At 71.7% G+C, this 25079-nt stretch carries 17 protein-coding genes and 1 pseudogene; 8 read left to right on the top strand and 10 right to left on the bottom strand.

Annotated elements, in window-relative coordinates; genetic code table 11:
* Positions 1 to 19: 19 nt before the first annotated feature.
* The gene (locus tag ABZY57_RS00285) at positions 20 to 1135 is read right to left on the bottom strand and encodes a LacI family DNA-binding transcriptional regulator (protein WP_214954921.1); all 1116 of its coding nucleotides are present in this window, start codon (positions 1133 to 1135) and stop codon (positions 20 to 22) included.
* Between the two features lie 362 nt (positions 1136 to 1497).
* Between ABZY57_RS00285 and hisC the strand changes: the two genes are divergently transcribed.
* Positions 1498 to 2580, top strand: a complete 1083-nt coding sequence (gene hisC, locus ABZY57_RS00280; protein ID WP_356506584.1) for a histidinol-phosphate transaminase — start codon at positions 1498 to 1500, stop codon at positions 2578 to 2580.
* Between the two features lie 91 nt (positions 2581 to 2671).
* Here the strand turns inward: hisC and ABZY57_RS00275 are convergent, their stop codons facing one another.
* Positions 2672 to 3040, bottom strand: coding sequence for a cyclophilin-like fold protein (locus tag ABZY57_RS00275; protein ID WP_243331197.1), 369 nt, complete (start codon positions 3038 to 3040; stop codon positions 2672 to 2674).
* A 190-nt stretch (positions 3041 to 3230) separates the two neighbouring features.
* On the opposite strand from ABZY57_RS00275, the gene ABZY57_RS00270 reads away from it, so the two are divergent.
* The 4 genes from ABZY57_RS00270 (at position 3231) to ABZY57_RS00255 (ending at position 11118) form a co-directional block, all read left to right on the top strand.
* Positions 3231 to 4736: a cytochrome ubiquinol oxidase subunit I gene (locus tag ABZY57_RS00270; protein WP_356506582.1), complete on the top strand. Its 1506-nt coding sequence runs from the start codon at positions 3231 to 3233 to the stop codon at positions 4734 to 4736.
* Positions 4737 to 4754: 18 nt separating this feature from the next.
* Positions 4755 to 5756 carry a cytochrome d ubiquinol oxidase subunit II gene (gene cydB / locus ABZY57_RS00265; RefSeq protein ID WP_356506580.1) on the top strand — a complete coding sequence of 334 codons (1002 nt, stop codon included), beginning with the start codon at positions 4755 to 4757 and terminating at the stop codon, positions 5754 to 5756.
* A gap of 51 nt (positions 5757 to 5807) precedes the next feature.
* Positions 5808 to 9359 (top strand): thiol reductant ABC exporter subunit CydD, encoded by a 3552-nt coding sequence (cydD, locus tag ABZY57_RS00260; RefSeq protein ID WP_356506578.1) that lies wholly within the window; start codon positions 5808 to 5810, stop codon positions 9357 to 9359.
* A gap of 79 nt (positions 9360 to 9438) precedes the next feature.
* The gene (locus ABZY57_RS00255) at positions 9439 to 11118 is read left to right on the top strand and encodes a GAF domain-containing protein (RefSeq protein ID WP_356506806.1); all 1680 of its coding nucleotides are present in this window, start codon (positions 9439 to 9441) and stop codon (positions 11116 to 11118) included.
* A gap of 18 nt (positions 11119 to 11136) precedes the next feature.
* Here the strand turns inward: ABZY57_RS00255 and ABZY57_RS00250 are convergent, their stop codons facing one another.
* A complete protein-coding gene (locus ABZY57_RS00250; RefSeq protein WP_356506576.1) occupies positions 11137 to 12057 on the bottom strand; it encodes an HAD-IIB family hydrolase in 921 nt (306 codons plus the stop codon).
* Between the two features lie 212 nt (positions 12058 to 12269).
* On the opposite strand from ABZY57_RS00250, the gene ABZY57_RS00245 reads away from it, so the two are divergent.
* On the top strand, positions 12270 to 12458 hold the full coding sequence (locus ABZY57_RS00245) for a hypothetical protein (RefSeq protein WP_356506574.1): 189 nt from the start codon (positions 12270 to 12272) through the stop codon (positions 12456 to 12458).
* A 97-nt stretch (positions 12459 to 12555) separates the two neighbouring features.
* Positions 12556 to 13461, top strand: a complete 906-nt coding sequence (locus ABZY57_RS00240) for an LLM class flavin-dependent oxidoreductase (RefSeq protein WP_356506572.1) — start codon at positions 12556 to 12558, stop codon at positions 13459 to 13461.
* 90 nt (positions 13462 to 13551) lie between these two features.
* On the opposite strand, the gene ABZY57_RS00235 is transcribed toward ABZY57_RS00240, so the two are convergent.
* From ABZY57_RS00235 to ABZY57_RS00225, 3 genes are all read right to left on the bottom strand, one after another.
* The gene (locus ABZY57_RS00235; protein ID WP_356506570.1) at positions 13552 to 16671 is read right to left on the bottom strand and encodes a tetratricopeptide repeat protein; all 3120 of its coding nucleotides are present in this window, start codon (positions 16669 to 16671) and stop codon (positions 13552 to 13554) included.
* A complete protein-coding gene (locus ABZY57_RS00230) occupies positions 16668 to 18533 on the bottom strand; it encodes an HSP90 family protein (protein ID WP_356506568.1) in 1866 nt (621 codons plus the stop codon). The genes ABZY57_RS00235 and ABZY57_RS00230 overlap by 4 nt, the downstream gene beginning before the upstream one ends.
* A 198-nt stretch (positions 18534 to 18731) precedes the next feature.
* The gene (locus tag ABZY57_RS00225; protein ID WP_356506566.1) at positions 18732 to 19271 is read right to left on the bottom strand and encodes an RNA 2'-phosphotransferase; all 540 of its coding nucleotides are present in this window, start codon (positions 19269 to 19271) and stop codon (positions 18732 to 18734) included.
* Positions 19272 to 19406: 135 nt separating this feature from the next.
* Between ABZY57_RS00225 and ABZY57_RS00220 the strand changes: the two are divergent.
* Positions 19407 to 20081 (top strand): annotated as a pseudogene (locus tag ABZY57_RS00220) (aquaporin); the annotation flags it as partial.
* A 291-nt stretch (positions 20082 to 20372) separates the two neighbouring features.
* Here the strand turns inward: ABZY57_RS00220 and ABZY57_RS00215 are convergent.
* Genes ABZY57_RS00215 through ABZY57_RS00200 form a run of 4 tightly spaced genes read right to left on the bottom strand, consistent with a single transcriptional unit; the run spans position 20373 to position 24865 of the window.
* Positions 20373 to 21287 carry a MerR family transcriptional regulator gene (locus ABZY57_RS00215; protein WP_356506565.1) on the bottom strand — a complete coding sequence of 305 codons (915 nt, stop codon included), beginning with the start codon at positions 21285 to 21287 and terminating at the stop codon, positions 20373 to 20375.
* Between the two features lie 10 nt (positions 21288 to 21297).
* Positions 21298 to 22221: a metal-dependent hydrolase gene (locus ABZY57_RS00210; RefSeq protein ID WP_356506563.1), complete on the bottom strand. Its 924-nt coding sequence runs from the start codon at positions 22219 to 22221 to the stop codon at positions 21298 to 21300.
* Positions 22218 to 23990 carry an SDR family oxidoreductase gene (locus ABZY57_RS00205; protein ID WP_356506804.1) on the bottom strand — a complete coding sequence of 591 codons (1773 nt, stop codon included), beginning with the start codon at positions 23988 to 23990 and terminating at the stop codon, positions 22218 to 22220. The genes ABZY57_RS00210 and ABZY57_RS00205 overlap by 4 nt, the downstream gene beginning before the upstream one ends.
* Before the next feature lie 5 nt (positions 23991 to 23995).
* Positions 23996 to 24865, bottom strand: coding sequence for a M24 family metallopeptidase (locus ABZY57_RS00200; protein WP_356506561.1), 870 nt, complete (start codon positions 24863 to 24865; stop codon positions 23996 to 23998).
* Positions 24866 to 25079 lie beyond the last annotated feature (214 nt).

The following is a 25079-nucleotide window of genomic DNA, read 5'->3' as shown; positions in this document are numbered from 1 at the left end:
CGTTGGGCCGGCGTGGTGGTCAGTCCTGTGCCGGGGATCGGGGCGGGCTGACGGTCGTACGGGGCTGCCTGCGCTGGGACGAGGTACGGATGATCAGCTCGGTCGGGATGACCTGTTCGACGGGTCCGCCCGTGTCGACGCCCTCGATGGCGTCGATGAGCAGCTGGACGACTGCGGTGCCGATGCGGCGCGGTTTGAGGGACAGAGTGGTGATGGGCGGTTCGGTGTTGGCGTACACGGTGGATTCGCTGCAGCACACGAGCAGCAGATCCTCGGGAACGCGCAGGCCGTAGCGCCGGGCGGCGGCGAGCAGGTCGGTGCCGTTGGGGTCGAACAGACCGTAGACGGCGTCGGGCCGGTCGGGCCGGGCGAGCAGCCGGTCGGCGGCGACGGCGCCGGCGCACGGATCGTGGGCGGGGTAGGACTCGTAGACGGGGTCCTGGCCCACGCGTTCGCACCAGCGCAGGTAGGCCGTGGTGGAGAGCCGGGTGTAGGTGTCGGTGGTGGTGCCGGTCAGCAGCCCGATGCGGCGGGCTCCGGCGGCGGCGAGGTGGTCGAGGAGGCCCAGGACGGCGGCCTCGTGGTCGTTGTCGACCCAGGCGGTGACGGGGAGTGAGCCGGCGGGGCGTCCGTCGGAGACGACGGGCAGACCCTGGCGGACCAGTTCGGTGACGACGGGATCGTGGTCGGAGGGGTCGATGACGACGGTGCCGTCGAGGGCCACGTTGGACCAGACGTCGTGTCGGGAGGTGGCGGGGAGGATGACGAGGGCGTAGCCGCGGGCGAGCGCGGCGGAGGTGGCGGCCCTGGCCATCTCGGCGAAGTACGCGAATTCGGTGAAGGTGAAAGGTTCATCCCCGTACGTCGTCACGGTCAGGCCGATGAGGCCCGACTTGCCGGTACGGAGGGTGCGGGCCGCCGCGGAAGGGCGGTAGCCCAGCCGGTCTGCGACCTCGCGAACGTGGCGGCGGGTGGCGTCCGGCAGCCGTCCCTTCCCGTTGAGGGCGTCGGAGACGGTCGTGATCGAGACGCCCGCCGCGGCGGCCACGTCCCTGATGCCGGCCCGGCCCTGTCGGCCGGCGGCCCGCCGGGTGGTCTCGGTCCGGCTCACCTGATGCTTCCCTGCTGCTGTCATGGCGAGCCGATAGTAGGGCTCGGTGGGCAGGGCGGTCCGGATGCATATGCACGCGTTGACAGGCACGATTCTGCATGGTTCGCCACCCCCAATGACCTTGGAAATGAAGGTGTTTGGTCACGAACGGTGTCTGGTGCCCTTGTCGACGGGACCGTGCATGCCAAAACGGTGCGCTCCCGGGCTCTGCTCAACTCACCTGTACGAGGGACGCGCGCCACGGCGCAGGCCACCGGCGCACGCATATATGCGTGCGCTCTCCCGCATTCCAGGCGCCTGCCGTTCTCGGATGGACGGAATCCTCATAAGGTGAGGAGTATTGAGTCGACGGCGACGTCGTACGGGATGGTCGAGGAGGACCTGCGGTGAGCGAGAAGAGCCCGAAGCTGCGCGCCGAGCTGGACGGCATCCCCACCTACAAGCCCGGGAAGCCCGCTGCGGCGGGCGGCCCGGTCGCTTTCAAACTGTCCTCGAACGAGAACCCGTACCCGCCCCTGCCTGGGGTGCTGGAGAGCGCGGTCGCGGCGGCCGGCCACTTCAACCGGTACCCGGACATGGCGTGCACGGGTCTGGTGAACGAACTCGCGGAGCGGTTCGGGGTCCCGGTCGAGCACATCGCCACCGGCACCGGTTCGGTCGGGGTCGCCCAGTCGCTGATCCAGTCGACGGCGGGTCCGGGCGACGAGGTCATCTACGCCTGGCGGTCTTTCGAGGCTTATCCGATCATCGTTCAGATCTCGGGTGCGACCTCGGTCCAGGTACCCCTGGCCGAGGGGGACGTGCACGACCTGGACGCGATGTTCGAGGCGATCACCGAGCGGACCCGCCTGATCTTCGTCTGCAACCCCAACAACCCCACCGGCACCGCGGTGCGCCGTGCAGAGCTGGAGCGGTTCCTGGACCGGGTGCCCTCCGACGTTCTCGTCGTCCTCGACGAGGCGTACAAGGAGTTCGTGCGCGACGTCGAGGTTCCGGACGGCATCGAGCTCTACCGCAGCCGCCCCAATGTGGCCGTGCTGCGTACGTTCTCCAAGGCGTACGGTCTCGCCGGCCTGCGCGTCGGCTTCGCCGTGGCGCACGAGCCGGTGGCCGCGGCGCTGCGCAAGACCGCGGTGCCCTTCGGTGTCAGCCAGCTCGCCCAGGACGCGGCGGTCGCCTCGCTGCGGGCCGAGGACGAGCTGATGGGCCGGGTCGGATCGCTGGTGGGCGAGCGCGCCCGGGTCTACGGGACGCTGCTGGCCCAGGGCTGGACCGTGGTGCCCGAGACGCAGGCCAACTTCGTGTGGATGCGGCTCGGGGAGCGGACCGCCGACTTCGCGGCGGCCTGCGAGAAGGCCGGCGTGGTGGTCCGGCCCTTCGCGGGCGAGGGCCTGCGGGTCACGATCGGCGAGCCCGAGGCGAACGACCTCTTCCTGCACACGGCGGAGGCGTTCTTCAAGGAGCTCTAGAGCTCCCGGGAGCCGATCGGTCAGTCCGGCCGGGTTGGCTGCGGCCCGACCGGCTGAGGCCCGACCGGCTCCCGGTCAGGCCAGCTCCCGGTCAGGCCAGCTCCACGCGGATGGGGTCGCCGTCGCGGACGGTGGCCAGCAGGCGGGGGTCGCCGTCGAACGAGCCGAGGACGTTGCACGGGCTCGCCAGGCGGCTCTCGCCCCCTCGGGAGATCGGGGTGGGGCCGTAGGGCAGCGCGAGCGCGTCGCCCTCGGTCCAGAACGCGACCGTGCCGGGCTCGACGACCTGCTGGGCGTCGTGCTCCAGGGCCACGGAGACGCCGGTGTCGAAGTAGACCTCCTCCCCCCAGGTGTTGGCCGAGGCGGAAATGGGGAGCGCGTCGGCGAGCGCCTTGGCGGTAGGGGTCTCGTCGAGCGTTGCGGTGAGCTGGCCGGCGGGCCAGAGGAATCGAATCTTCATGGGTCGCATTCAACAATCTGTTGAATTTATTCGCTAGGGGGGGACCCCCCTGGAAGATGCGGACAGCAGTGCGACATAATGCTTGTGAATGTGAACGCGTTCACAAGCGTGTCCTGCTTCCTCCCGGATTGGTGGGATGCAAGAGGCAAACTGCGGCTGTGACCACGGCGAAAACGAAGGAGACGACGACGTGGACCTAGCTTTGGCGCCAGAGACCCTGGCGCGATGGCAGTTCGGTATTACCACCGTCTATCACTTCCTCTTCGTTCCCTTGACGATCTCCCTGGCCGCGCTCGTCGCGATCTTGCAGACCGCCTGGGTGCGTTCGGAAAAGGAGAAGTACCTCAAGGCCACCAAGTTCTGGGGCAAGCTGTTCCTGATCAACATCGCGATGGGTGTCGTCACGGGCATCGTCCAGGAGTTCCAGTTCGGCATGAACTGGTCCGACTACTCGCGGTTCGTCGGTGACATCTTCGGAGCCCCGCTGGCCTTCGAGGCGCTCATCGCCTTCTTCTTCGAGTCCACCTTCATCGGCCTGTGGATCTTCGGCTGGGACAAGCTGCCGAAGAAGATCCACCTGGCCTGCATGTGGATGGTCTCGATCGGCACCATCCTGTCCGCGTACTTCATCCTCGCGGCGAACTCCTGGATGCAGCACCCGGTCGGCTACCGGATGAATCCCGAGCGCGGCCGGGCCGAGCTCACCGACTTCTGGCTGGTGCTCACGCAGAACACCGCGCTGACCCAGTTCTTCCACACCATGACGGCGGCCTTCCTCGTCGGCGGCGCGTTCATGGTCGGCATCGCGGCCTTCCACCTCGCCCGCAAGAAGCACATCCCGGTCATGCGGACCTCGCTGCGACTCGGCCTGGTCGTCATGATCATCGCCGGTCTGGGAACCGCCATCAGCGGAGACCTGCTCGGCAAGGTGATGTTCAAGCAGCAGCCGATGAAGATGGCTGCCGCCGAGGCGCTGTGGGACGGCGAGGCGCCGGCGCCCTTCTCCCTCTTCGCCTACGGCGACGTGGAAAAGGGCCACAACACGGTCGCGATAGAGATTCCGGGCCTGCTGTCCTTCCTGGCCAACGACGACTTCACCTCCTTCGTCCCGGGCATCAACGACGTCAACAAGGCCGAGCAGGAGAAGTTCGGGCCCGGTGACTACCGGCCCAACATCCCCGTCGCCTACTGGGGCTTCCGCTGGATGATCGGCTTCGGCATGGCCTCGCTCGGCGTCGGCATGCTGGGGCTCTGGCTGACCCGCAAGAAGTTCATGCTGCCGCCGGGACTGCGCACCGGTGAGGACGAGGTACCGCACCTGGTCCTCTTCAAGAAGGCGCTGAGCCCCAAGTTCACGAACTGGTACTGGATCATCGCGCTCTGGACCATGGGCTTCCCGCTGATCGCCAACTCCTGGGGCTGGATCTTCACCGAGATGGGCCGCCAGCCCTGGGTGGTCTACGGAGTCCTGCGCACCCGGGACGCGGTCTCGCCGAACGTCTCCCAGGGCGAGGTGCTCACCTCGATGATCGGCTTCACGCTGCTCTACGCCGTGCTCGCCGTGATCGAGGTCAAGCTCCTCGTGAAGTACGTCAAGGCCGGCCCGCCCGAGCTCACCGAGGCCGACCTCAACCCGCCGACCAAGATCGGCGGAGACGACAAGAACCCCGACCGGCCGATGGCCTTCTCGTACTGAGGCTGAGGAGACCACACCATGCAACTCCACGACGTCTGGTTCGTGCTCATCGCCGTTCTGTGGACCGGCTACTTCTTCCTGGAGGGCTTCGACTTCGGAGTCGGCGTCCTGACCAAGCTGCTCGCCCGCAACCGCACGGAGAAGCGGGTCCTGATCAACACGATCGGGCCCGTGTGGGACGGCAACGAGGTCTGGCTGCTCACGGCCGGCGGCGCGACCTTCGCCGCCTTTCCGGAGTGGTACGCCACCCTCTTCTCCGGCTTCTACCTGCCGCTCCTGGTCATCCTGATCTGCCTCATCATCCGCGGGGTCGCCTTCGAATACCGCCACAAGCGGCCCGAGGACAAGTGGCAGACCAACTGGGAACACGCGATCTTCTGGACCTCGCTGATCCCCGCGTTCATGTGGGGCGTGGCCTTCGCCAACATCGTCCGCGGAGTGAAGATCGACCAGGACATGGAGTACGTCGGAAACTTCTTCGACCTGCTCAACGTCTACTCGATCCTCGGCGGCCTGGTCACGCTGACCCTGTTCACCTTCCACGGCGCGGTGTTCACCTCGCTCAAGACGGTCGGTGACATCCGGGACCGCTCGCGCAAGCTGGCCATGCGGCTCGGGGTGGTGACCGCCGTCCTGGCGCTCGCCTTCCTGATCTGGACCCAGGCCTCGCGCGGTGACGGCTGGAGTCTCATCGCCATGCTCGTGGCGGTCCTGGCCCTGGTCGGCGCCCTCGGCTTCACCTTCAAGGGCCGGGAGGGCTGGGCGTTCGCCCTGTCGGGAGTCACCATCGCGGCCGCCGTCGCCATGCTCTTCCTGACCCTGTTCCCGAACGTCATGCCGTCCTCGCTGGACAGCGCCTGGAACCTCACGGTCACCAACGCCTCGTCCAGCCCGTACACCCTGAAGATCATGACCTGGTGCGCGGCGGTGGCGACCCCGCTCGTCCTGCTCTACCAGGCGTGGACCTACTGGGTGTTCCGCAAGCGCATCGGCACCCAGCACATCGTCGACGTGCACTGATCCCGCTCCGCCCGTCCCGCCCCGCCTGATCCTGCCTGGGGGATGTTTCACGTGAAACCGATCGACCCGCGCCTGCTTCGGTACGCCCGCTCCACACGCCTCTTCCTGGGGGCGGTGGTGGCCCTCGGGCTCGCCGGAGCGGGGCTGGTCGTCGGCCAGGCGATGCTCATCGCCGAGATCGTGGTCGGTGCCTTCGAGGACGGACTGGACGGCGAAGCCCTGCGGACGCCGCTGCTGCTGCTCGCGGCGGTGGCGCTCGGCCGGGGCCTGGTCGCCTGGCTGACCGAGCTGGCCGCGCACCGGGCGAGCGCGGCGGTGAAGTCGGAACTGCGCGGCCGGCTGCTCGAGCGGGCGGCGGACCTCGGACCCGGCTGGCTGAGCGGACAGAGGACCGGGTCCCTGGTGGCCCTGGCCACCCGGGGAGTGGACGCCCTCGACGACTACTTCTCGCGGTACCTGCCCCAGCTCGGGCTCGCGATCGTCGTCCCCGTGGCGGTGCTCGCGCGGATCGTCACCGAGGACTGGGTATCGGCGGCCATCATCGTGGTCACGCTGCCGCTGATCCCCCTGTTCATGATCCTGATCGGCATGGCCACCCAGTCCCGGATGGACCGCCAGTGGCGGCTGCTGTCCCGCCTCTCGGGGCACTTCCTGGATGTGGTGGAGGGCCTGCCGACCCTGAAGGTCTTCGGCCGTGCCAAGGCGCAGGCGGAGTCCATCCGCAAGATCACCGATGACTACCGGCAGGCGACGATGCGCACGCTGCGCATCGCGTTCCTGTCCTCGTTCGCCCTGGAACTGCTGGCGACCCTGTCGGTGGCGCTGGTCGCCGTGACCATCGGCATGCGGCTCGTCCACGGGGAGCTGGACCTCTACACCGGGCTGGTCATCCTGGTCCTGGCGCCCGAGGCGTACCTGCCGCTGCGTCAGGTCGGGGCGCAGTACCACGCGGCGGCGGAGGGGCTGGCCGCCGCGGAAGAGATCTTCGAGGTGCTGGAGACCCCGGTCGCCGCTTCGCAGGGCACGGCCGACGTCGCCGTCCAAGGGCTGCGGATCGAGCTCGACGGGGTGGCCGTCCGGTACGAGGGCCGGGGTGAGGACTCCCCCGGACCCGTCTCGCTGACCGTGGAACCGGGCGAATGCGTGGCCCTCACCGGTCCGAGCGGCGCGGGCAAGTCCACGCTGCTGCAGGTGCTGCTGGGCTTCGTGACGCCGAGTGCGGGCAGGGTCCGGGTCGGGGGCGCGGACCTGGCCGAGCTGGCGCCCGAGCAGTGGCGGGAGCGGATTGCGTGGGTTCCGCAGCGGCCGCACCTGTTTGCCGGGACGATCGCGGAGAACGTACGGCTGGCGCGGCCCGGGGCCGCCGATGCCGAGGTGACCGCCGCCCTGGTGGACGCCGGGGCGTGGGAGTTCGTACGGGCCCTGCCGCGGGGCGTCGACACCCTGCTCGGCGAGGGCGGTGCCGGGCTGTCCGCCGGGCAGCGCCAGCGGCTGGCCCTGGCGCGGGCGTTCCTGGCGGACCGGCCGGTGCTCCTGCTCGACGAGCCGACGGCGGCCCTGGACGGCGAGACCGAGGCTGCCGTGGTGGAGGCGGTACGCCGCCTCGCGGTCGGGCGGACCGTCCTGCTGGTGGTGCACCGGCCGGCGCTGCTGGCGCTGGCCGACCGGGTCGTGAGGGTCGGGTCCGGCCCCGCCGGGCCCCTTCCCGCCGCGCGGGCGGCACGGACGGCGCCGGGACCGGTGCCGCGCGACCCCGGCGAATGGATCCTCGGGGACGCCCCGGAGCGGGCGGGCGGCACGGGCGGTGCCGATGCCGGCGGCGGCGATCCGCTCAGGCGGGTACGGGGGGTGGCCAAGGCCTGGCAGGGACGGTTCAGGCTCGGGCTGTTCCTCGGGGCGCTGGCCGTCGGGTGCAGCGTCGGGCTGATGGCAGTCTCCGGATGGCTGATCTCGCGCGCCTCCGAACAGCCGCCGGTGCTCTACCTGATGGTGGCCGTCACCGCCACGCGCGCCTTCGGCATGGGACGGGCCGTCTTCCGCTACGCGGAGCGGCTGGTGTCCCACGATGCCGTCCTGCGGATGCTCGCCGACCTGCGCGTCTCGGTGTTCCAGCGGCTGGAGCGCATCGCGCCCGCCGGACTGCGCACCCAGCGGCGCGGGGATCTGCTGACCCGGCTGGTGGCCGACGCGGACGCCCTGCAGGACTACTGGCTGCGCTGGCTGCTGCCCGTCGGTACCGCGGTGCTCGTGGGCGCCGGCTCGGTGGCGTTCACCGCCTGGCTGCTGCCCGGGGCCGGGGCGGTGCTGGCCGTCGGGCTGCTGGCCGCCGGTGTCGGGGTACCGCTGGTCAGCGCGGTGTGCGCCCGCCGGACGGAACGCCGGCTGGCGCCCGCCCGGGGCGAGCTCGCCAGCCGTGTGGCGGATCTGCTCACCGGAACCGCGGAGCTCACCGTCGCCGGAGCGCTCGCCGCGCGCAAGGCCGCCGCGAAGGACAGCGACCGCACACTGACCGGGATCGCGGCCCGCGCGGCCGCCGTCACCGGGCTCGGGAGCGGGCTGTCGGCCGTGGCGAGCGGCCTGACCGTGGTCTGCTCGGCCGCCGTCGGGGCGAACGCCGTCGCGGGGGGCCGGCTGTCCGGGGTGGCCATGGCGGTGGTGGTCCTGACCCCGCTGGCCGCCTTCGAGGCCGTCAGCGGGCTTCCGCAGGCCGTCCAGTACCGCCAGCGGGTCCGGCGCAGCGCCGAGCGGGTCTACGAAGTCATCGATACGCCCGCCCCGGTCACCGAGCCGGAGCGGCCCGAAGCCCTGCCCGCCTCGCCCTTCCCGCTGCGGCTGACGGGGCTCGCCGCCCGCCACCCCGGGCAGGAGAAGGAGGCGCTGAGCGGGCTCGACCTGACCCTGGAGGCGGGCCGCCGGATCGCGGTGGTCGGGCCCTCGGGAGCCGGCAAGACCACGCTGGCACAGGTCCTGCTGCGCTTCCTGGACCAGCACGAAGGTGCGTACACCCTGGGCGGGACCGATGCGCGCGCCCTCGACGGGGACGACGTGCGCCGGGTCGTGGGCCTGTGTGCCCAGGACGCGCACATCTTCGACAGCTCGGTACGGGAGAACCTGCGCCTGGCCGCCCCGGGGGCGAGCGAGGAGCGGCTGCGGGAGGCCCTCGCCGCGGCCCGGCTGCTGGAGTGGGCCGAGGGGCTCCCGGACGGGCTGGACACGCTGGTCGGCGAGCACGGCGAGCGGATCTCCGGTGGCCAGCGCCAGCGTCTCGCCCTGGCGCGGGCGTTGCTCGCGGACTTCCCGGTCCTCGTCCTGGACGAGCCGGCCGAGCACCTGGACCTGGCCACCGCCGACGCGCTGACCGCGGACCTGCTGGCCGCGACCGAGGGCCGCACCACCGTGCTGATCACGCACCGGCTGGCCGGCCTGGAAGCGGTCGACGAGGTGCTCGTCCTGGACGGCGGTGCGGTGGTCCAGCGCGGCGCGTACGCAGAGCTGGCGGCGGCCCCCGGTCCGCTGCGCGCGCTGCTGGAGCGGGAGCGGGAGGCGGACCTGACGGTCGGCTCGGGGCAGGCTCGACTTTCCTCGCTAAAGGGGACTAACTAGGCTCAAGGGCATGTCAGCGCAGGAGTCGCAGGAATCGCCCGAGTACCCGCCGGAGTCCTCACCGGAATCGTCCGATCCGATGGAGGCCGCGACCGCCGCGACCCGGAGTCTCCAGGGGCTGTCCACCGAGCTCACGGCCCGGGTGCCGCAACTCCTGGAGGCCATGCGGTCGGTCGGTACCGGCCTCGAACTGCACTCCACGCTGGACCGGATCTGCGAGACGACCGCCGAGCTCGCGGGCGCGCGCTACGCGGCCATCGGCGTCGTCGACACCGAGGGCCGGGGGCTCTCCGACTTCGTCACCTTCGGCATCAGCGACGCCCTGGCGAAGAAGATCGGGCACCGCCCCGACGGAAAGCGCGGCCTGCTGGGCGCGTTGATCGCGAACCCCGACCCGGTCCGCCTCGCCGACCTGACCAAGGACCGGCGCTCCGCGGGCTTCCCCGCCCATCACCCGCCGATGAAGACCTTCCTCGGCGTTCCGATCCGGGTCCAGGGAGAGATCTTCGGGAACCTCTACCTGGCGGAGAAGAACGGCGGCGGCGAATTCAACGACTACGACGTCCACATGGTCCGGGTGCTGGCGACCGAGGCGGGCATCGCCATCGGCAACGCCCGGCTCTACGAGGCCGCCACCCAGCGCGAGCGCTGGATCGACGGCTCGGTCGCCGTCACCACGGCCCTGCTGTCGGGCGGGGACGCGGACGACGCGCTCGTGGTCGTCGCCGAACAGGCCCGCCGGCTCGCCGATTCGGCCGCCGGGATCGTGATGCTGCCGGCCGAGGAGGGCGGGATGGAGATCGTCGCCGTCTCCGCGGAGAACCCGGCGACTTCCCTCGGCGTCGTCATCCCGGCCGAGAGCCCGGTGGTGGCCCGGTTGCTGGAGGGCGAGCCGGTCTTCGTGGACGACGCCGCCTCGGACCCGCGCATGATCAGCCGCCTGACCAGCCAGTACGGCGCCTGCATGATGCTTCCGCTGCAGAGCGGGGGCCGGGTGCTGGGCGCCCTCGTCACGCCGCGGGCGCGCGGAAAGCGCCCGTTCACCGAGGCGGAGCGGACCCTGGCCACGCAGTTCGCCTCCCAGGCGGCCCTGGCGCTGATGATGGCGGAGGCGCAGCGGGACCGGGAGCGCCTCGCCGTGTTCGAGGACCGCGACCGGATCGCCCGCGACCTGCACGACCTGGTCATCCAGCGGCTCTTCGCCACCGGGATGATGCTGGAGGGTGCCCAGCGCCGCTCCGTCGTCCCGGAGGTCCGCGAGGGTGTCGGCAAGGCCGTGGACGAGCTCGACGTGACGATCCAGGAGATCCGCACCGCGATCTTCGCGCTCCAGCAGGGACCGGCGGAGGCCCCCTCGGGACTGCGCACCCGGGTACTGCGGGAGATCAACATGGCTGCCGTGCCGCTGGGGTTCAAGCCCGCGCACCGCTTCCTCGGACCCATCGACGCGGTCGTCGGCGAGCTCGTCGGCAAGAACCTGATCGCCGCCCTGCGCGAGGCGTTGTCGAACGCGTTCCGGCACTCGGAGGCGTCCCGGATCGAGGTCGTGCTGGATTCCACCATCAGCCTGGCCGACGGGCGGCCCGGGGTCCGGCTGGAGGTCTCGGACGACGGAGTGGGCATCCCCGAGGGCGGGCGGCGCAGCGGATTGCGGAACCTGCGCCGGCGGGCCGAATCGCTCGGCGGATCCAGCTCGTACGGCCCCGGCCTCGGCGAGGACGGGGGCGGGACCACCCTGGTGTGGGAGGCCCCGCTGTAGTTGCGCCTCGGTTGCGGGCTACGCCTCGGTGCGGGCGGTCCGCTCGGCCAGGATGCGCTCGATGACCAGGGCCACGCCGTCCTCGTTGTTGGCGACCGTACGGCCCGACGCCGCCGCGATCACATCCGGATGGGCATTGCCCATCGCGTACGAGGTGCCGGCCCAGCCGAGCATCTCCACGTCGTTCGGCATATCGCCGAAGGCGACCACCTCGGCCGGGGAGATGCCGCGCTCCTCGCAGCACAGAGCCAGGGTGCTCGCCTTGGAGACCCCGGGGCCGCTGATCTCCAGCAGCGAGGTCGGGCTGGATCGGGTGATCGAGGCGAACCCGCCGGCGACGGAGCGGGCCAAAGCCAGGAACTCGTCCGGCGCCAGCTCGGAGTGGTGCGCGAGCACCTTGAGCACGGGCGCCGAATCGTCGTCCGTGGCCTCGTGGAGCAGCTCCTCGGCGGTGGCGACATTGGCGCCGGGGTCCTGGAAGAACGGCGGGTACTGGGGCTCGTAGTTGATGCCGGTGGTCAGCTCGACGGCGAAGGAGGTGCCGGGGGCGGCGCCCCGCAGGGCCTCCACCACCTTGAGTGCCGCGATCCGGGGCAGCGGCCTGACCTGGACGAACTCGCGGCCCGTGGGCCGCTGGTCGGGGGCGTGCCGGTCGAGGGCATGCAGGTCGACGACGGCGGCGCCGTTCGCGCAGATGGCCAGGCCGTGGCCCTGGACGTGGTCGCTGACCACCCCCATCCAGCGGGCCGGGCGTCCGGTCACGAAGAACACCGCGATGCCGGCCTCCTCGGCGGCGGCGAGGGCGGCGACGGTGCGCTCCGAGACGGATTTGTCGTCGCGCAGCAGGGTGCCGTCGAGGTCGGTGGCGATGAGCCGGGTCGCGGGGGTTGGCCCGTCCGGGCGCTGGGGAGCCGAGGTCACGGCTCCATCTTCGCCCATGCCGACGGCCGGCGATGTTTCACGTGAAACATCGCGACATGGTTGTCAGTGGGCGGTGGAAGGATCTCCTCGCCGGTTCCGCTGCCGTTCGCGCTGCCGGCTCGGTGCCGGTTCCGACCTCACACGGGGGCGACGTGCTCATCCCTTCAGCTCGCGCGGCGGATTGCGACGCGTGTGGCGGCCCGCACGCCAAGTGGGTCGCGATCCTGGCGATGGCCTTGTGCACGGTGTGCGAACGGGCGGGCACGCACCACCCGGAGCGCGAACCGGTGCTGGTGGGTGAGGTCCTGGCCGGCGCGGCCGACGCCCTGGCCCGGGCATGCAGCACCGCGCCTCCGGCCCGCCCCTACTCCGCCTTCCTGCTCGCCCTGTGGCGGAGCGAGGCCCAGCACGGGACCTGACGGCCTCTGGTCCTGACGGCCTCTGGTACGGCATCGATCCGGCCGTGTCGCCGGGGATGCCGACGACCCACTGCGGGGCGGACGTAGGCTCGGGGGCATGAGCCTGCGCCTGAGCACCGTGATCCTGCCCGTCGACCGCTGGCACGAGGGAGGCCGCGCCACGTGGCAGCGTGCCGAGGAGCTGGGGTTCCACGCCGCCTACACCTATGACCACCTGTCCTGGCGGACCTTCCGCAACGGGCCGTGGTTCGGCGCCCTGCCGACGCTGACGGCCGCCGCGACCGCCACGCAGAGGATGCGTCTCGGCACGCTCGTCACCTCGCCGAACTTCCGCCACCCGGTGACGCTCGCCAAGGAGCTGATCTCCCTCGACGACGTCTCCGGCGGACGGATCACGCTCGGCATCGGCGCCGGCGGCAACGGCTTCGACGCCACCGTGCTCGGCCAGGAACAGCCGTGGACCCCCAAGGAGCGCGCCGACCGGTTCGGTGAGTTCCTGCCGCTGCTCGACCGGCTGCTCACCGAGGACTCCGTCTCGCAGCGGGGCACGTTCTACTCGGCGGAGGAGGCCTTCAACATCCCCGGGTGCGTCCAGCGCCCCCGACTGCCCTTCGCCGTCGCCGCGACCGGCCCGCGCGGCCTGAAGCTCGCCGCGAAGTACGGGCAGGCGTGGGTGACCACAGGCGACCCGAAGATCTTCGACGAGGGCACCCCGGAGCAGTCGGTCCAGGCCCTGCGCGGCCAGATCGAGAAGCTCGGCAAGGCGTGCGCGGAGACCGGCCGGGACACGGCCGAACTGGACAAGGTCCTGCTCACCGGCTTCACCCCGGACCGGGGGCGGCCGCTGGAGTCCGTGGCGGCCTTCGTCGACTTCGCCGGCCGCCACCAGGAGCTCGGATTCACCGAGCTCGTGATCCACTGGCCGATCCCCGACTCCGACTTCGCCGCCGACCAGGGCGTCTTCGAGCGGATCGCCACCGAGGCGCTCGCCCAGCTGGGCTGAGACGGGTGGGCTGAGACGGGTGGAATGAGCTGAATCGCTGCCGTGCCGCCGCCGTCGCCCCGGGATTCGGAGCGACGGCAGCGCGCCTCCTCAGGACGAGGTGCGCAGCAGGTGCTCCGTGGTCCGTTCGGCGCTCTCCAGGAGCCATTCCGGGGCCACCCCCTCGGGCAGTGCGCGTACCTCGGCCGCCAGTGCCGAGACCCGGGCGGCGCCGGCTTCGGGCCGGCCCAGCTCGTGCTCGGTCCAGGCGGCGTTGTTCACACACTGGAACCGGGCCTGCAGATGCTCCGGGCCGAGCTCCGCGTAGAGGGCGGCGGCCCGCTCCCACAGCAGGATCTCCTCCAGCCGCAGCGCCTCCAGCTCCGCGGCGTTCAGCCCTTCGGCGGGCCTTGAACCCCGGCTCTCCTCCGGCTCTTCCGCTTCCCCGCGGTCGCCGTCGTCCCGGGCTTCCCCGTCGCCCCCGCCGTCCCCGCTGTCCTGGTCTTCCTCTTGCGCCTCCTCGCCGGCGCGGACCCGGCGGTCGAGGACCTGGGCGAGCTGGTTCCAGGTCTCGGCCAGTTCGGCCCGTGCCCCGGGGTCTTCGGGAGCCTGTGCCAGCGCAGCGGTCAGCACCTCGGCCGCCTCGCCCATCCGGGCCCTGGCCGCTTCCACCCCCGCGTCCGTGACCTCTTCGCGCAGCCCCAGCCAGGCCAGCGACCGCAGGATCCGCACCTCGGAGACCGGTGCGTCCTTCGAGCGCCGGCGCAGGTCCAGGGCCCGCTCGTACGCGGCGACGGCCTCCGGCACCAGCTGCGCCTCGGAGAGCTGATCGGCGGCAGCCTGGGCGAAGTTCGCCTGCGGACGCGGATCCTCCCAGTCCTCGGCGAGCTCGGCCGCCAGCAGGTACTGCTCGGCCGCGCCCCGGGGATCGTGCAGTTCGCGCAGCAGGTCGCCCAGGAACTCCCGTGCGGAGACGGCCTGGCCCTCACCGTGCTCCAGCAGGTCCGGCAGCGTCGACTGCAGCACCTCGGCCGCCTCGGCGGTGTGGCCCTCACGGGCGTGGCACCGGGCGAGCAGCAGCCGCGCCTGGGCCCCGCCGTCGGCGGTGAGCCCGGCCTGGTCGAACCAGTGAGCTGCGTCCAGAGCGTGCCGAGCGGCCTCCGCGTCCGCCTCGCCGCGCGCCCACAGGATGTCGGCGAGGGTGAGCCGTACGACGCCCTGTGCCTCGGCGTCGGTCACCTCTGCGGCGTGCGTCAGGCCGGCTCGGGCCGCCTCCTCGGCCTCCGCAGTCCGGTCCAGCGACATCAGCACGCCGGCGCGCAGCACGAGCGGGTCGACGGCGAGCCACGGCCGGCCCGCTGCCACCGAGCGGTCGGCGGATCCGGCGAGCAGGGTCACGGCACGTTCCGGGTCGCCCTGCGAGAGGGCGAGGCGGCCCAGCATCTCCTCGGCCTCCGCCACCACGTCGGGCAGGGCCGCGCCGTAGGCATCGGCGAAGGCGGCGAGTTCGGCGGCCAGCTCGCCGTGACCGTGACCGCGCCCGTGTCCGTGTCCGTGCTCCGGATCGTGCCCGTGCCCGTCGCCGTGCCCGTCGCCGTGCCCGTGTTCGGGGTCCGTGGAGGCCTCGACCGAGCGCAGGTACGACTCCACCCGGATCCCGGTCAGCTCCGCGAGCGCGATCCGCCGGGTCCGCAGCGGGTCGTCCGCGTCCAGCGCCTCGGCGGCGCGCAGGGCGACGGCCAGCAGCGCGCGCAGCTCCCCCGGCTCGGTGCCCGACTGCGCGGCCACGGTCGCCAGCCGCAGCTCTGCCAGGGCGGCGCGTTCCGCGAGCCCCAGCTCCCGGTAGCGCTCGCGTACGCCGGCCAGCAGTCCCGCGGCGTCGCCGGCGCCGGCCCGAGCGGCCGCCAGGGCCCGGTGGTCCGCCAGATCGGCGGCGACCAGCGGATCGGACCCGGCCGCCGCCTCGGGGCGCAGGGCCACCTGCTCCCAGAGGGCGTCCGCGCCGGGGTGCCCGAGGTCGCGTGCCTCCCGGGCCCGTGCCACGAGTTCCGCGAAGCCTTGGGCCGGGACCGCCGCCCTGGGCACCGGGGCGGGGCCCGGCTGCGGGAGCGCCGCGAGCGCGGAGCTGCGTACGCCCAGGGGCAGGACCGCGGCCAGCGGGGCCGCGTCGATCCGGGCGAGGAACCGCTCCGAGACCCGGGTGGAGCCGTTGCGCGCGTCGAACCGCCGGGCGACGGCGAGCGAGCCCGCGCGCAGCACCTCGTAGAGCTCGGACACGGTGTGCGGCCTGCCCTCGTAGGGGACGGCGGGACTCTGTCCGTGGCCCAGCTCCGTCAGCCGGCGCAGGAGGACGAGGATTCCGCCGTGGAAGGCCAGCCGGTCGGAGAGGTTGGCGAGCGGGGCCACGTGCGCCGCGTGCTCGGCAAGGATCTCCAGGCCGCGGGACTCGTTACCGGTGAGCGCGCAGAACTCGATGTGCCGTCCCACCGAGGGCAGCAGGCTCTCCTTGTCGCGGGCGAGCCGGTATCCGCGCAGATGGGCCGAGCGTGCCTCCTCGAACCGGCCGATCCGCACCAGCGGCAGCAGCGAGGCGGCCAGGACCCGGTGGGGCTCCTCGGCGCAGGTCTGCTCGCCGGACAGGACCGGCTGCCAGACCCCCAGGGCCCCGGTGTCGTCGCCGCGCAGTACGGCGTACTGGCCCTGGCTGTTGAGTTCGCAGGCGTGGCAGTCGCTCATGTCGTCGCGGTCGGCTGCCTGCCAGCGCGCGTACGCGCGTCCCGCCCGCTCGTCGTCTCCGGTCGCGTCGGCGAGCCACAGCTCGGCCTCCCGCACGGGACGCTCGCTGTAGCCGGCGATCCGGTAGCGGCGCTCCATCTCGTCGAGCCAGCCGGCGGCCGACTCCAGCGGGATTTCGGGAGAGTGGCCGATGGCGCTGGCGATCCACTTGAACTGCCAGAACAGCGAGTGGGCGTCCCACTCGTCGAAGGCGCCCTGGTCCTTGTCGTACTCCTGGAGCAGCCGGGCGAAGGGGACGAGCATCTTCGGCGACTCGGAGCTGTAGAGGTAGGCGTTGATCAGGTTGTCCAGTGCCGCACGGAACAGCGGGCGGTCCCCGGTCGCCTCTGCGGCGGCGGACAGCTCCTCGGCGTGCGCGTTGCGTGCGGTCCCGCCCGGAGCCCGGCGGTTCTCGGCCAGCCCGCGCTCGATCTCCTCGCGCGTCATCGTGCTCACTTCTGCTCCTCCTGGGCATCGGTGCCGTCCGTACTGTCCGTGCTGGTGACGGGGTGCGTCGCCCATTCCAGGAGTCCGAGGAAGGCCCGGTTGAGCAGGGTGGTGTCGGCCGCGCGCAGCGGTCGCTGCGACCTCAGCAGGGCCTGTCCGTACAGCGATTCGACGGCGGTGGCGGTCAGGGCCTCGTCGGGGAGGGCGGCGATCCGCCGGATGAGCGGGTTGTTGTGGTTGAGCACGAGGCGGGCGCGCGGAGCGGAGCCGCGCAGCGAACCGAGGATGCCGCTCCACAGCGAGTCGGCGGTCTCCAGGGCGGCGGTGCGGTCGCGCTCCTGCCGGGCCTGGCGGTCGTCGAGGTAGAGCGCGGGGACGGCGGCGGGCTGGAAGGCGCGCAGGACCACGTCGCAGCTCTGGGGTTCCAGCCGGGTCCGGGCGGTGGCCAGGAAGGGGGCCAGGGCCAGCTCGGCGGAGGTCGGGACCGGATCGAGGCGCTCGGTGACGGCTCCCGCGTCGAGCTCGGTGACCTTGAGCTCCGGGCGTACGGCGGGCAGCAGGGCCAGCAGGTCGGCGTCGTAGGTGTAGCCGGCGTTGATGACTCCGAGGCCGTGGGCCGCCGCGATCGGGGCGATCTGGCGGAACTCCTCCACGGTCCGGGTGAAGTGGATCTCGGTGTGCCCGGCGGCGAACTCCTCCAGGTTCATCGAGCCGTCGCTGGTCTCGAACGGCAGCCAGGGCAGCATCAGTCCGAGCAGCTCGGCGTCGTGCCGCGCCAGCGACTTCACTCCGAGGTGGTGGACGCCCAGGAAGGCGGCCAGCCGCTCGGGTTCGCTGGTGGCGAGCTCGGCGAGCCAGGCGCGGACGCGGGCGCCGAGGGCCTCGCGCACGGCGGCCAGGGTCTCGTCGTCGTACAGGTTCTCGCGGGAGGCGGTGGGCCGCAGGGTGTCGGTGTCCAGCACGGCACGGACGAAGAACGCCCAGTCGGGCAGCAGGTTGTCGGCCTTGTCGGTCAGCAGCATGCCCTTGAGGTGGACGCGGTGTCCGGACCGGTGGGCGGGGCTGGTCGGCTCGGGCAGGACGTACGCGACGCCGCGCACTCCGGCCACGGGCAGGTCGAGGTCGATGCTGTCGAGCGGCGTGAAACCGAAGAGCTCCGTGCAGTGCCCGGCGAGTGCCACGCGGCGGGCCGCCGGGGTGGGGAAGGGCCGGTCCCAGATGGCGGGCCGGTCGGTGACCGGGCGGGGCCCGGCGGCGGAGCCGTCGTCGAAGGTGATGTCGTAGGGCAGCAGGGAGCCGTAGTCGCGGGCCAGCTGCTCGACCTTCGCCGGGACGGTCCACTCCTCGGCGCCGGGGCGGGCCTCCAGGACCACGGTGGTGCCGGGTTCCGGGCGGGCGTCGGAGGGCAGCTCGCGGACGGTGTACGAGCCGTCGTCCGTGGCCAGCCATTCGACGGGCGCGGCCTGGGGGTCGCGGGCGGAGCGGGTGACCACGCGGATCTGGCGGGCGACGACGAAGCAGGCGAGCAGGCCGATGCCGAACTGGCCGAGGAACTCCTGGCGGGTGGTCTCCAGGCCGTGCGGGCCCCCGCGCTTGGAGCTGCGGCCGATGGTGGCGAGGAGGGAGTGGGCTTCGCCAGCGGTCAGGCCGATGCCGCTGTCCTCGATGGTCACCCGGTTGCCGGTCGCCGACAGGCGGATGGAGATCTCGGCTTCGGGGTCCAGGGCGTGGCGGGCGGTGACGGCGTCGACGGCGTTCTGGAGGAGCTCGCGGACATACACGCGGGGGCTGGAGTAGAGGTGGTGGGAGAGGAGGTCGACCAGGCCGCGCAGGTCGACCTGGAAGGTGTTCGGATGAGGTTCATCGGACATCATGGGGCGTCACCTCGCGTGGTGGTACGGGTTGTTCGGCGACCGCGAGGTACCCCCCTCACAGATCCCGGAGTGAGGAACAGAGTAGGGGGATGATCTGACAATCCCTCGGTGAATTCCGGTGTCTGCGGGGCTTCTCCGGATCTTCTCCCCGGCTCCTCCCGGGCATCTCCGTTGCATCCACCGGGATTCTCCGGGCTATCGGAACCGCAGGAATTGCGGCGGCACGGAGTCCACCAGCCACACCCCATTGGCACTGATCCGAAAGACGTGCCCCGCGGCGCGCATCGCCCCCGCGTCCACGGCGAGGACGACCGGGCGACCGCGCCGTGCGCCGACGCGGGTCGCGGTCTCCCGGTCCGGGGAGAGGTGGACGTGGTGGCGGGCCATCGGGCGCAGTCCCTCATTGCGGATCGCGTCCAGGGAGGCGGCGACGGTGCCGTGGTAGAGGTACGCGGGCGGTTCGGCCTCCGGCAGCCCCAGGTCCACGGGGACGGTGTGCCCCTGGCTGGCGCGGATCCGGCTGCCGTCGACGGCGAACCGCTGCTTGTCGTTGGCGGCGACAACGTGGTCGAGCTCGGCGCGACTGATGGGGAAGCCGTGGGCGGCCGCGGCGCCGAGAAGATCGTCGATCTCCACCCAGCCGTGCGGGTCGAGCACCAGTCCGATGCGTTCCGGCTGATGGCGGAGGTGTTTCGAGACGTATTTGGACACCTTGACGGTGCGCTTGTCATCCATCGGCCCAGCGTGACGGCTCGGCGGGGTCCCGCGCAGCGAATTTTCACCGCTCTCCCGAACCTGGACTCCCCCTATCGCGTTTCCAAGATACGGAATACATTTTCCGCTGAACTGCCACTCAAGGGGAAGAAAAGTATGACAAACAGTGCGTCTCTGTCGCGGCGTGCGACCGCCGAGCTCATCGGCACCGCCGCCCTCCTCGTGGTCGTCATCGGATCGGGAATCCAAGCCGCAGCACTCACCTCCGACACGGGCGTGGCCCTGGTCGCCAACTCGCTCGCCTCGGCCATCGGGCTGGGGCTGATCATCACGCTCTTCGGGCCGCTCTCGGGCGCCCACCTCAACCCGGTGGTCACCCTCACCGCCTGGTGGGGGCGGCGCAGCGGCGGTGAAGGACTCGGAGGCCGGGAGGCCGCGGTCTACGTGGCGGCCCAGACCGCCGGCGCGATAGGCGGCGCCGTCCTCGCGGAAGCGATGTTCGGCCGTGTCCCCGGAGCCTTCTCCACGCAGGTCCGCGACGGCGGACACCTCCTCGTCGGGGAGGTCGTGGCCACGGCCGGACTGGTCCTGGTGATCCAGGGCCTCGGCCGCATCGGCCGGCCGAAGCTGATCCCGGCCGCGGTCGCCGCCTACATCGCCGCCGCGATCTGGTTCACCTCCTCCGGGTCCTTCGCGAACCCGGCCGGCACCATCGGGCGCAGCTTCAGCGACTCCTTCACCGGCATCGCCCCGCAGTCGCTGCCGGGGTTCGTCGCCGCCCAGCTCGTCGGGGGGATCCTCGGCCTGGGCCTCGCGGCCGTGCTCTACGGGAGCACCCGCGGGGCAGCAGCAGCCGACGCGGCCGGCGCCACGAGCGCCACCGGCACCGTCGCCACGACCGGAACCGTCGCCACGACCGGAACCGTCGTTGCGGCCGGCACTACCGGCACTACCGGCACCATCGGCCTGGTGGCCGAAAGCAGCGCTCCCGGATCGGCGTACCAGGCCGTCGTCTGACTCTCCGGGGCGGGTTCCCCACAGGTCGGTAGGACTTGTCCACAGCCCTTTGCGCCGGTTTCGGTGACAAAAGCGCGATCCGGCCTGTGGACTACTGAGCGAGCACTACCGGCCGCCGCGGCTGGCCAGATCGTTCATGGTCCGGGCCTGCAACTCCCGTTCCGTGGCGGCCCGGACGAACTCCGCCACATGGTCGGGCCCCACCAGCTCCTGCACTGCCCGTACGGTCTCCGCGGGCAGTGCCACCGGGGCCGGCCCGGACGGCTGCGGGGTTTTGACGGCCCCGAGGTGCTGCTGCAGGTGCCGGGTCGCGAAGAGGCGCATCGCCCGCGCCAGTTCCGCGTCCACGGTCTGCTGGGCCAGGGGCCGCAGCCTGCGTACCATCGTCGCCGCCTCTGCGGCGTCGGAGTCCGTCGGGGGGAGGGCCCCCAGGTACCGGGCGAAGACGTGCTCCGTGGTGAACTCCAGGAAGCGCGAGGCGATGAGCTCCACGTGGCCGCGCAACTCCCGCAGATGGCCGGTGATCGCGGGCAGCGGAACCCCGGCGGCGTACAGCTCGGCGGCCACGGACAGCTCCTGCGGGGACGGTACGAGGAACTGGTCCGGGCGCCCCGGGATCCGCTCCAGCACGCCCAGCTCGCACGCCTCGCCGACCGCTTCGTCGTCGGGCTTGCCGCCGAACCGCTCGTTCAGCTCGTCCCGGCTTATCCGGGCCGCCTCCTCGTCCGTCCACGGCCCGTGCACCTCGGCCACCAGGCCCAGGACCCCGCCGAGCCCGCGGCCCGCGTCCCAGGCCTCCAGCAGTTCCTTGATGGAGGCCAGGGTGTAGCCGCGGTCCAGCAGGTCGGCGATCTGGCGCAGCCGCGCCAGATGCGTGTCCCGGTAGACATTGGAACGGCCTCGCCGCTCCGGCTTCGGCAGCAGACCGCGGTCCTGGTACGCCCGGATCGTACGGACGGTCGCACCGCTGTGGTGCGCCAGATCCTCGATCCGGTACTCGGCTACTGCCTGCTCGGACAATCCCGGCTCCCTACGACATGGCGGCTCGACCGACCGCGCCCGCAGCGGACCGGGCGGCAGGTGAAGCCGCGAGGTACTCGACCGCCCTGCGCAGCGAGCCCTCCTGCGAGGGATGGTACGACCGCCGCAGGTAGCGGGGTATGGCCATGCCGAGCTCTCTCCAAGTGGGCAGCAGACCCTTGGCCACGGCCCGGTTGTGCTCGCGCAGCGAATAACGCCTCCGTCCGCGCAGTTCGGGGTCGTTGCGCAGGAGGTACGAGGCCCCCGCGATCCACAGCCAGCCCATGACCGGCGCGACCACGGCCATGCCCTCGATGCGCCGGGCGTAGCGGGGCAGGCCCGAGCCGCCGCAGTGCTGGTACATGTCGAAGGCGACGGAGCGGTGCTCCACCTCCTCCGCGCCGTGCCAGCGCAGCAGATCGAGCATGACCTCGTCCGCTCCGGCCGCGTCCAGCCCCTCGGCGCCGAGCACCCAGTCCCCGAGGACCGCCGTGAACTGCTCGATCGCGGCGACCAGCGAGAGCCGGAAGCGCAGCCACTCCTGCGCAGTGACCGGGGCACCGAACGGCGGGGTCTCCCCGAGCAGCTTCTCGAAGAGGAAGTCCACGTACCTCGTGTACGCCTCGGTGGGCAGGCGCTGTTCGGCGAGGTGGTCCAGGACGTAGGAGTGCTGCACGCTGTGCGTGGCCTCCTGGCCCATGAACCCCTTCACCTCGCTGCGCAGCTTCGGGTCCGTGACCAGGGGCAGGCCCTCTTTGAAGACCTTCACGAACCACCGCTCACCGGCCGGCAGCAGCAGGTGCAGCACGTTGATGACGTGGGTGGCGGTGGGTTCGCCCGGTATCCAGTGCAGCGGGGTGGCCTTCCAGTCGAAGGCCACCCGGCGCGGCGCGATCGCGTACGGGGCAGCCCTGCCCGCGACCGCCCCGCTCACAGCTTGGGCTCCAGTTTCGCGAACCGCCGCAGGGTCCCCGGTGCGAACCGGGACATCCACAGGGCGCCCTTGGACTCGGGGGTCACGGGGACCACGGCCTGGTTCTTCACGACCGCGAGCAGGATCGCGTCCGCTACCTTCTCCGGGGGGAAGTTGCGCAGCCCGTAGAGCCGGGAGGACTTCTGCTGACGCCGCTTCTCCTCGGCCTCGTCCACTCCGGCGAACCGCGAGGTGGCGGTGATGTTGGTGTTGACGATGCCGGGGCAGATCGCCGACACCCCGATCGACTTCGAGGCCAGTTCGGCCCGCAGGCACTCGCTGAGCATCAGCACCGCCGCCTTGGACGTGCTGTACGCGGGCAGCGTCCTGGACGGCAGGTAGGCGGCGGCGGAGGCGGTGTTGACTATGTGCCCGCCCTGGCCGCGCTCGGCCATCTGCTTGCCGAAGAGCCGGCAGCCGTGGATGACGCCCCACAGATTGACGTCGAGGACCTTCTTCCAGTCCTCGGCGCTCGTGTCCAGGAACGGCCCCGACAGACCGATTCCGGCGTTGTTGACCAGGACGTCCACGATTCCGTACTCGGAGGCGACCTTCGCGGCGAGCTTCTCCATGGCCTGCTCGTCGCTGACGTCGACGCACTCGCCCCAGGCCTGCGGCGAGCCGACCAGCCGCGCCATGTCGGCGGTGCGGGCAGCGCCGTCGGCGTCCCGGTCCACGCACACCACACGGGCGCCGGCCTCGGCGAACGCGAAGGCGGTGGCCCGGCCGATACCGCTGGCGGCTCCGGTGACCAGGACCAGCTGGCCGCCGAAGCGGTCCGCGTACCTGCCGGGGGCCTTCTGCTCCGGCGCCCGCGTGGCGGGCTCCTCGCGGGAGGTGACGAACTCGCCGATCCACCCGGCCAGCTGGTCGGGCCGGGTCCGCGGCACCCAGTGCTTGGCCGGCAGGGTGCGCCGCACCAGGTCCGGTGCCCACAGCTCCAGCTCGTCGTAGAGCCGCTCGGAGAGGAAGGCGTCCCCGGTGGGGGTGATCAGCTGCACCGGTACGTGGGCGTACGCGTCGGCGCGCGGCCGGCGCAGCCGGGCCCGGATGTTGTCCCGGTAGAGCCAGGCGCCGTGCGCGGCGTCGGAAGGCAGCGAGGCCGTCGGGTAGTCCCCGGCCGGGATCCGCTCCACGCGCTGGAGGATCTTCGGCCACTGCTTGCCGAGGGGCCCGCGCCAGGCGAGCTCCGGCAGCACGGGGGTGTGCAGCATGTAGACGTACCAGGACTTGGCGCCCTGGTTCAGCAGCTGGGCCGCCCGGCGCGGGGTGGGCCGCGCCATCCGCTTCTTGATCCAGTGCCCGAAGTGGTCGAGGGAGGGCCCCGACATCGAGGTGAAGGAGGCGATCCGGCCCTCGGTACGGGCGACCGTCGCGAACTCCCAGCCCTGTACGGAGCCCCAGTCGTGGCCGACCAGGTGGACGGGGCGGTCCGGGCTGACCGCGTCCACGACCGCGAGGAAGTCGTCGGTCAGCTTCTCCAGGGTGAACCCGCCGCGCAGCGGCTGCGGGGCGGTGGAGCGCCCGTGGCCCCGTACGTCGTAGAGCACGACGTGGAACCGGGAGGCCAGCCGCTCGGCGACCTGGGACCAGACCTCCTTGCTGTCCGGATACCCGTGGACCAGCACCACGGTCGGCCGGGCCGCGTCGCCGAGTTCGACGACGCACAGCTCGACCCCGCCGGTGCTCACCCAGCGCTCGCGCGCGCCCGCCAGGCCCGCGTCCGTCATTGCGCTCATGCCGCCTTCTCCTCAGCCCAGCGCCGCACGTGCGGCAGATCGTCGTCCAGCCAGTACGCGCTCTCCTCGGGGTCCCGGGAGTCGGTGACGACCAGGATCTCCTCGAACTTCGCGCCGGTGCCCCGGAAGCCCAGGTGTGGTTCCACCGCCCACAGGCCGGGCTGGGGCGGGTGGTCGGAGAAGCGGTAGGGGCTCCACAGCGGGGACCAGCCCTCGCGGTGGCCGCGCAGGGCATCGGAGGCCAGCCCCTTCAGGGCCTGGGTGCCGAACCCGAACGCGGTCGGTGCCCAGCTCCGCTCCTTGACCCGGTCTATCTTGTGCGCGATGACCCCGAAGGGGTAGGCCCGGTGCCGGTTCGAGTACCCCTGGGCGATCATCAGCCGCTCCACCTCCTCGTAGATGTCCCGCAGGGAGCGGCGCTCGCGCACCTGGTCGAGGATCAGCGTGCGGTGCGCCTGAAGGTCGGACATGAGCCGGTCCTGCACCGGGTTCAGGCCGAGGCTGCCCGAGTACCCGATGTCCGCGGTGTGGCCCTTGTAGACCGGGGCCATGTCGAGGATGAACGGCATCCCCGGCTCCAGGGCCCGGTTGGTCGGGAAGAACTGCAGGGGGATCTTGAAGCCGGTGAAGGCCGTCCGGTCGCCGAACCACGCGAACGGCATGTGGAACCAGTCCCGCACACCGCGCTCGCGCAGCCACTCGCGCTGCATCCGCGCGGCCTCGCGCTCGGTCACGCCGGGGCGCAGCTGCGCCGCGACGGCCTCGGCGCACTCGTAGGAGAGGCGCTGCACCTCTTTGAACCCGCGCAGCTCGGCGGAGAGCTCCGTGGTGCGTCGCTTCGTGCGTTGCCTGGTGTCCCCAGCCATGCCAGCCGTCCGTCCATGTAGCCGTACGCGCCCGTAACTTGACACTGATGAATGTGACAATGACCGGAGGTCACGTCAAGGCCCGTGCACGGACCTGTGGACAAAGTTGTCCGGTACGCATCAGCCCTACGTCAGTCTTATGTCGGGGTCCGTAGTCCTGAAGGCGGAGAAAGGATCGAGCTCCAGGTCTGACGATCCGGGCCCCGCACGCCAC

The organism is Streptomyces sp. NPDC006450 (assembly GCF_040612195.1).
Taxonomy (GTDB): domain Bacteria; phylum Actinomycetota; class Actinomycetes; order Streptomycetales; family Streptomycetaceae; genus Streptomyces.
This window is presented reverse-complemented; position numbering and strand designations above follow the sequence as displayed.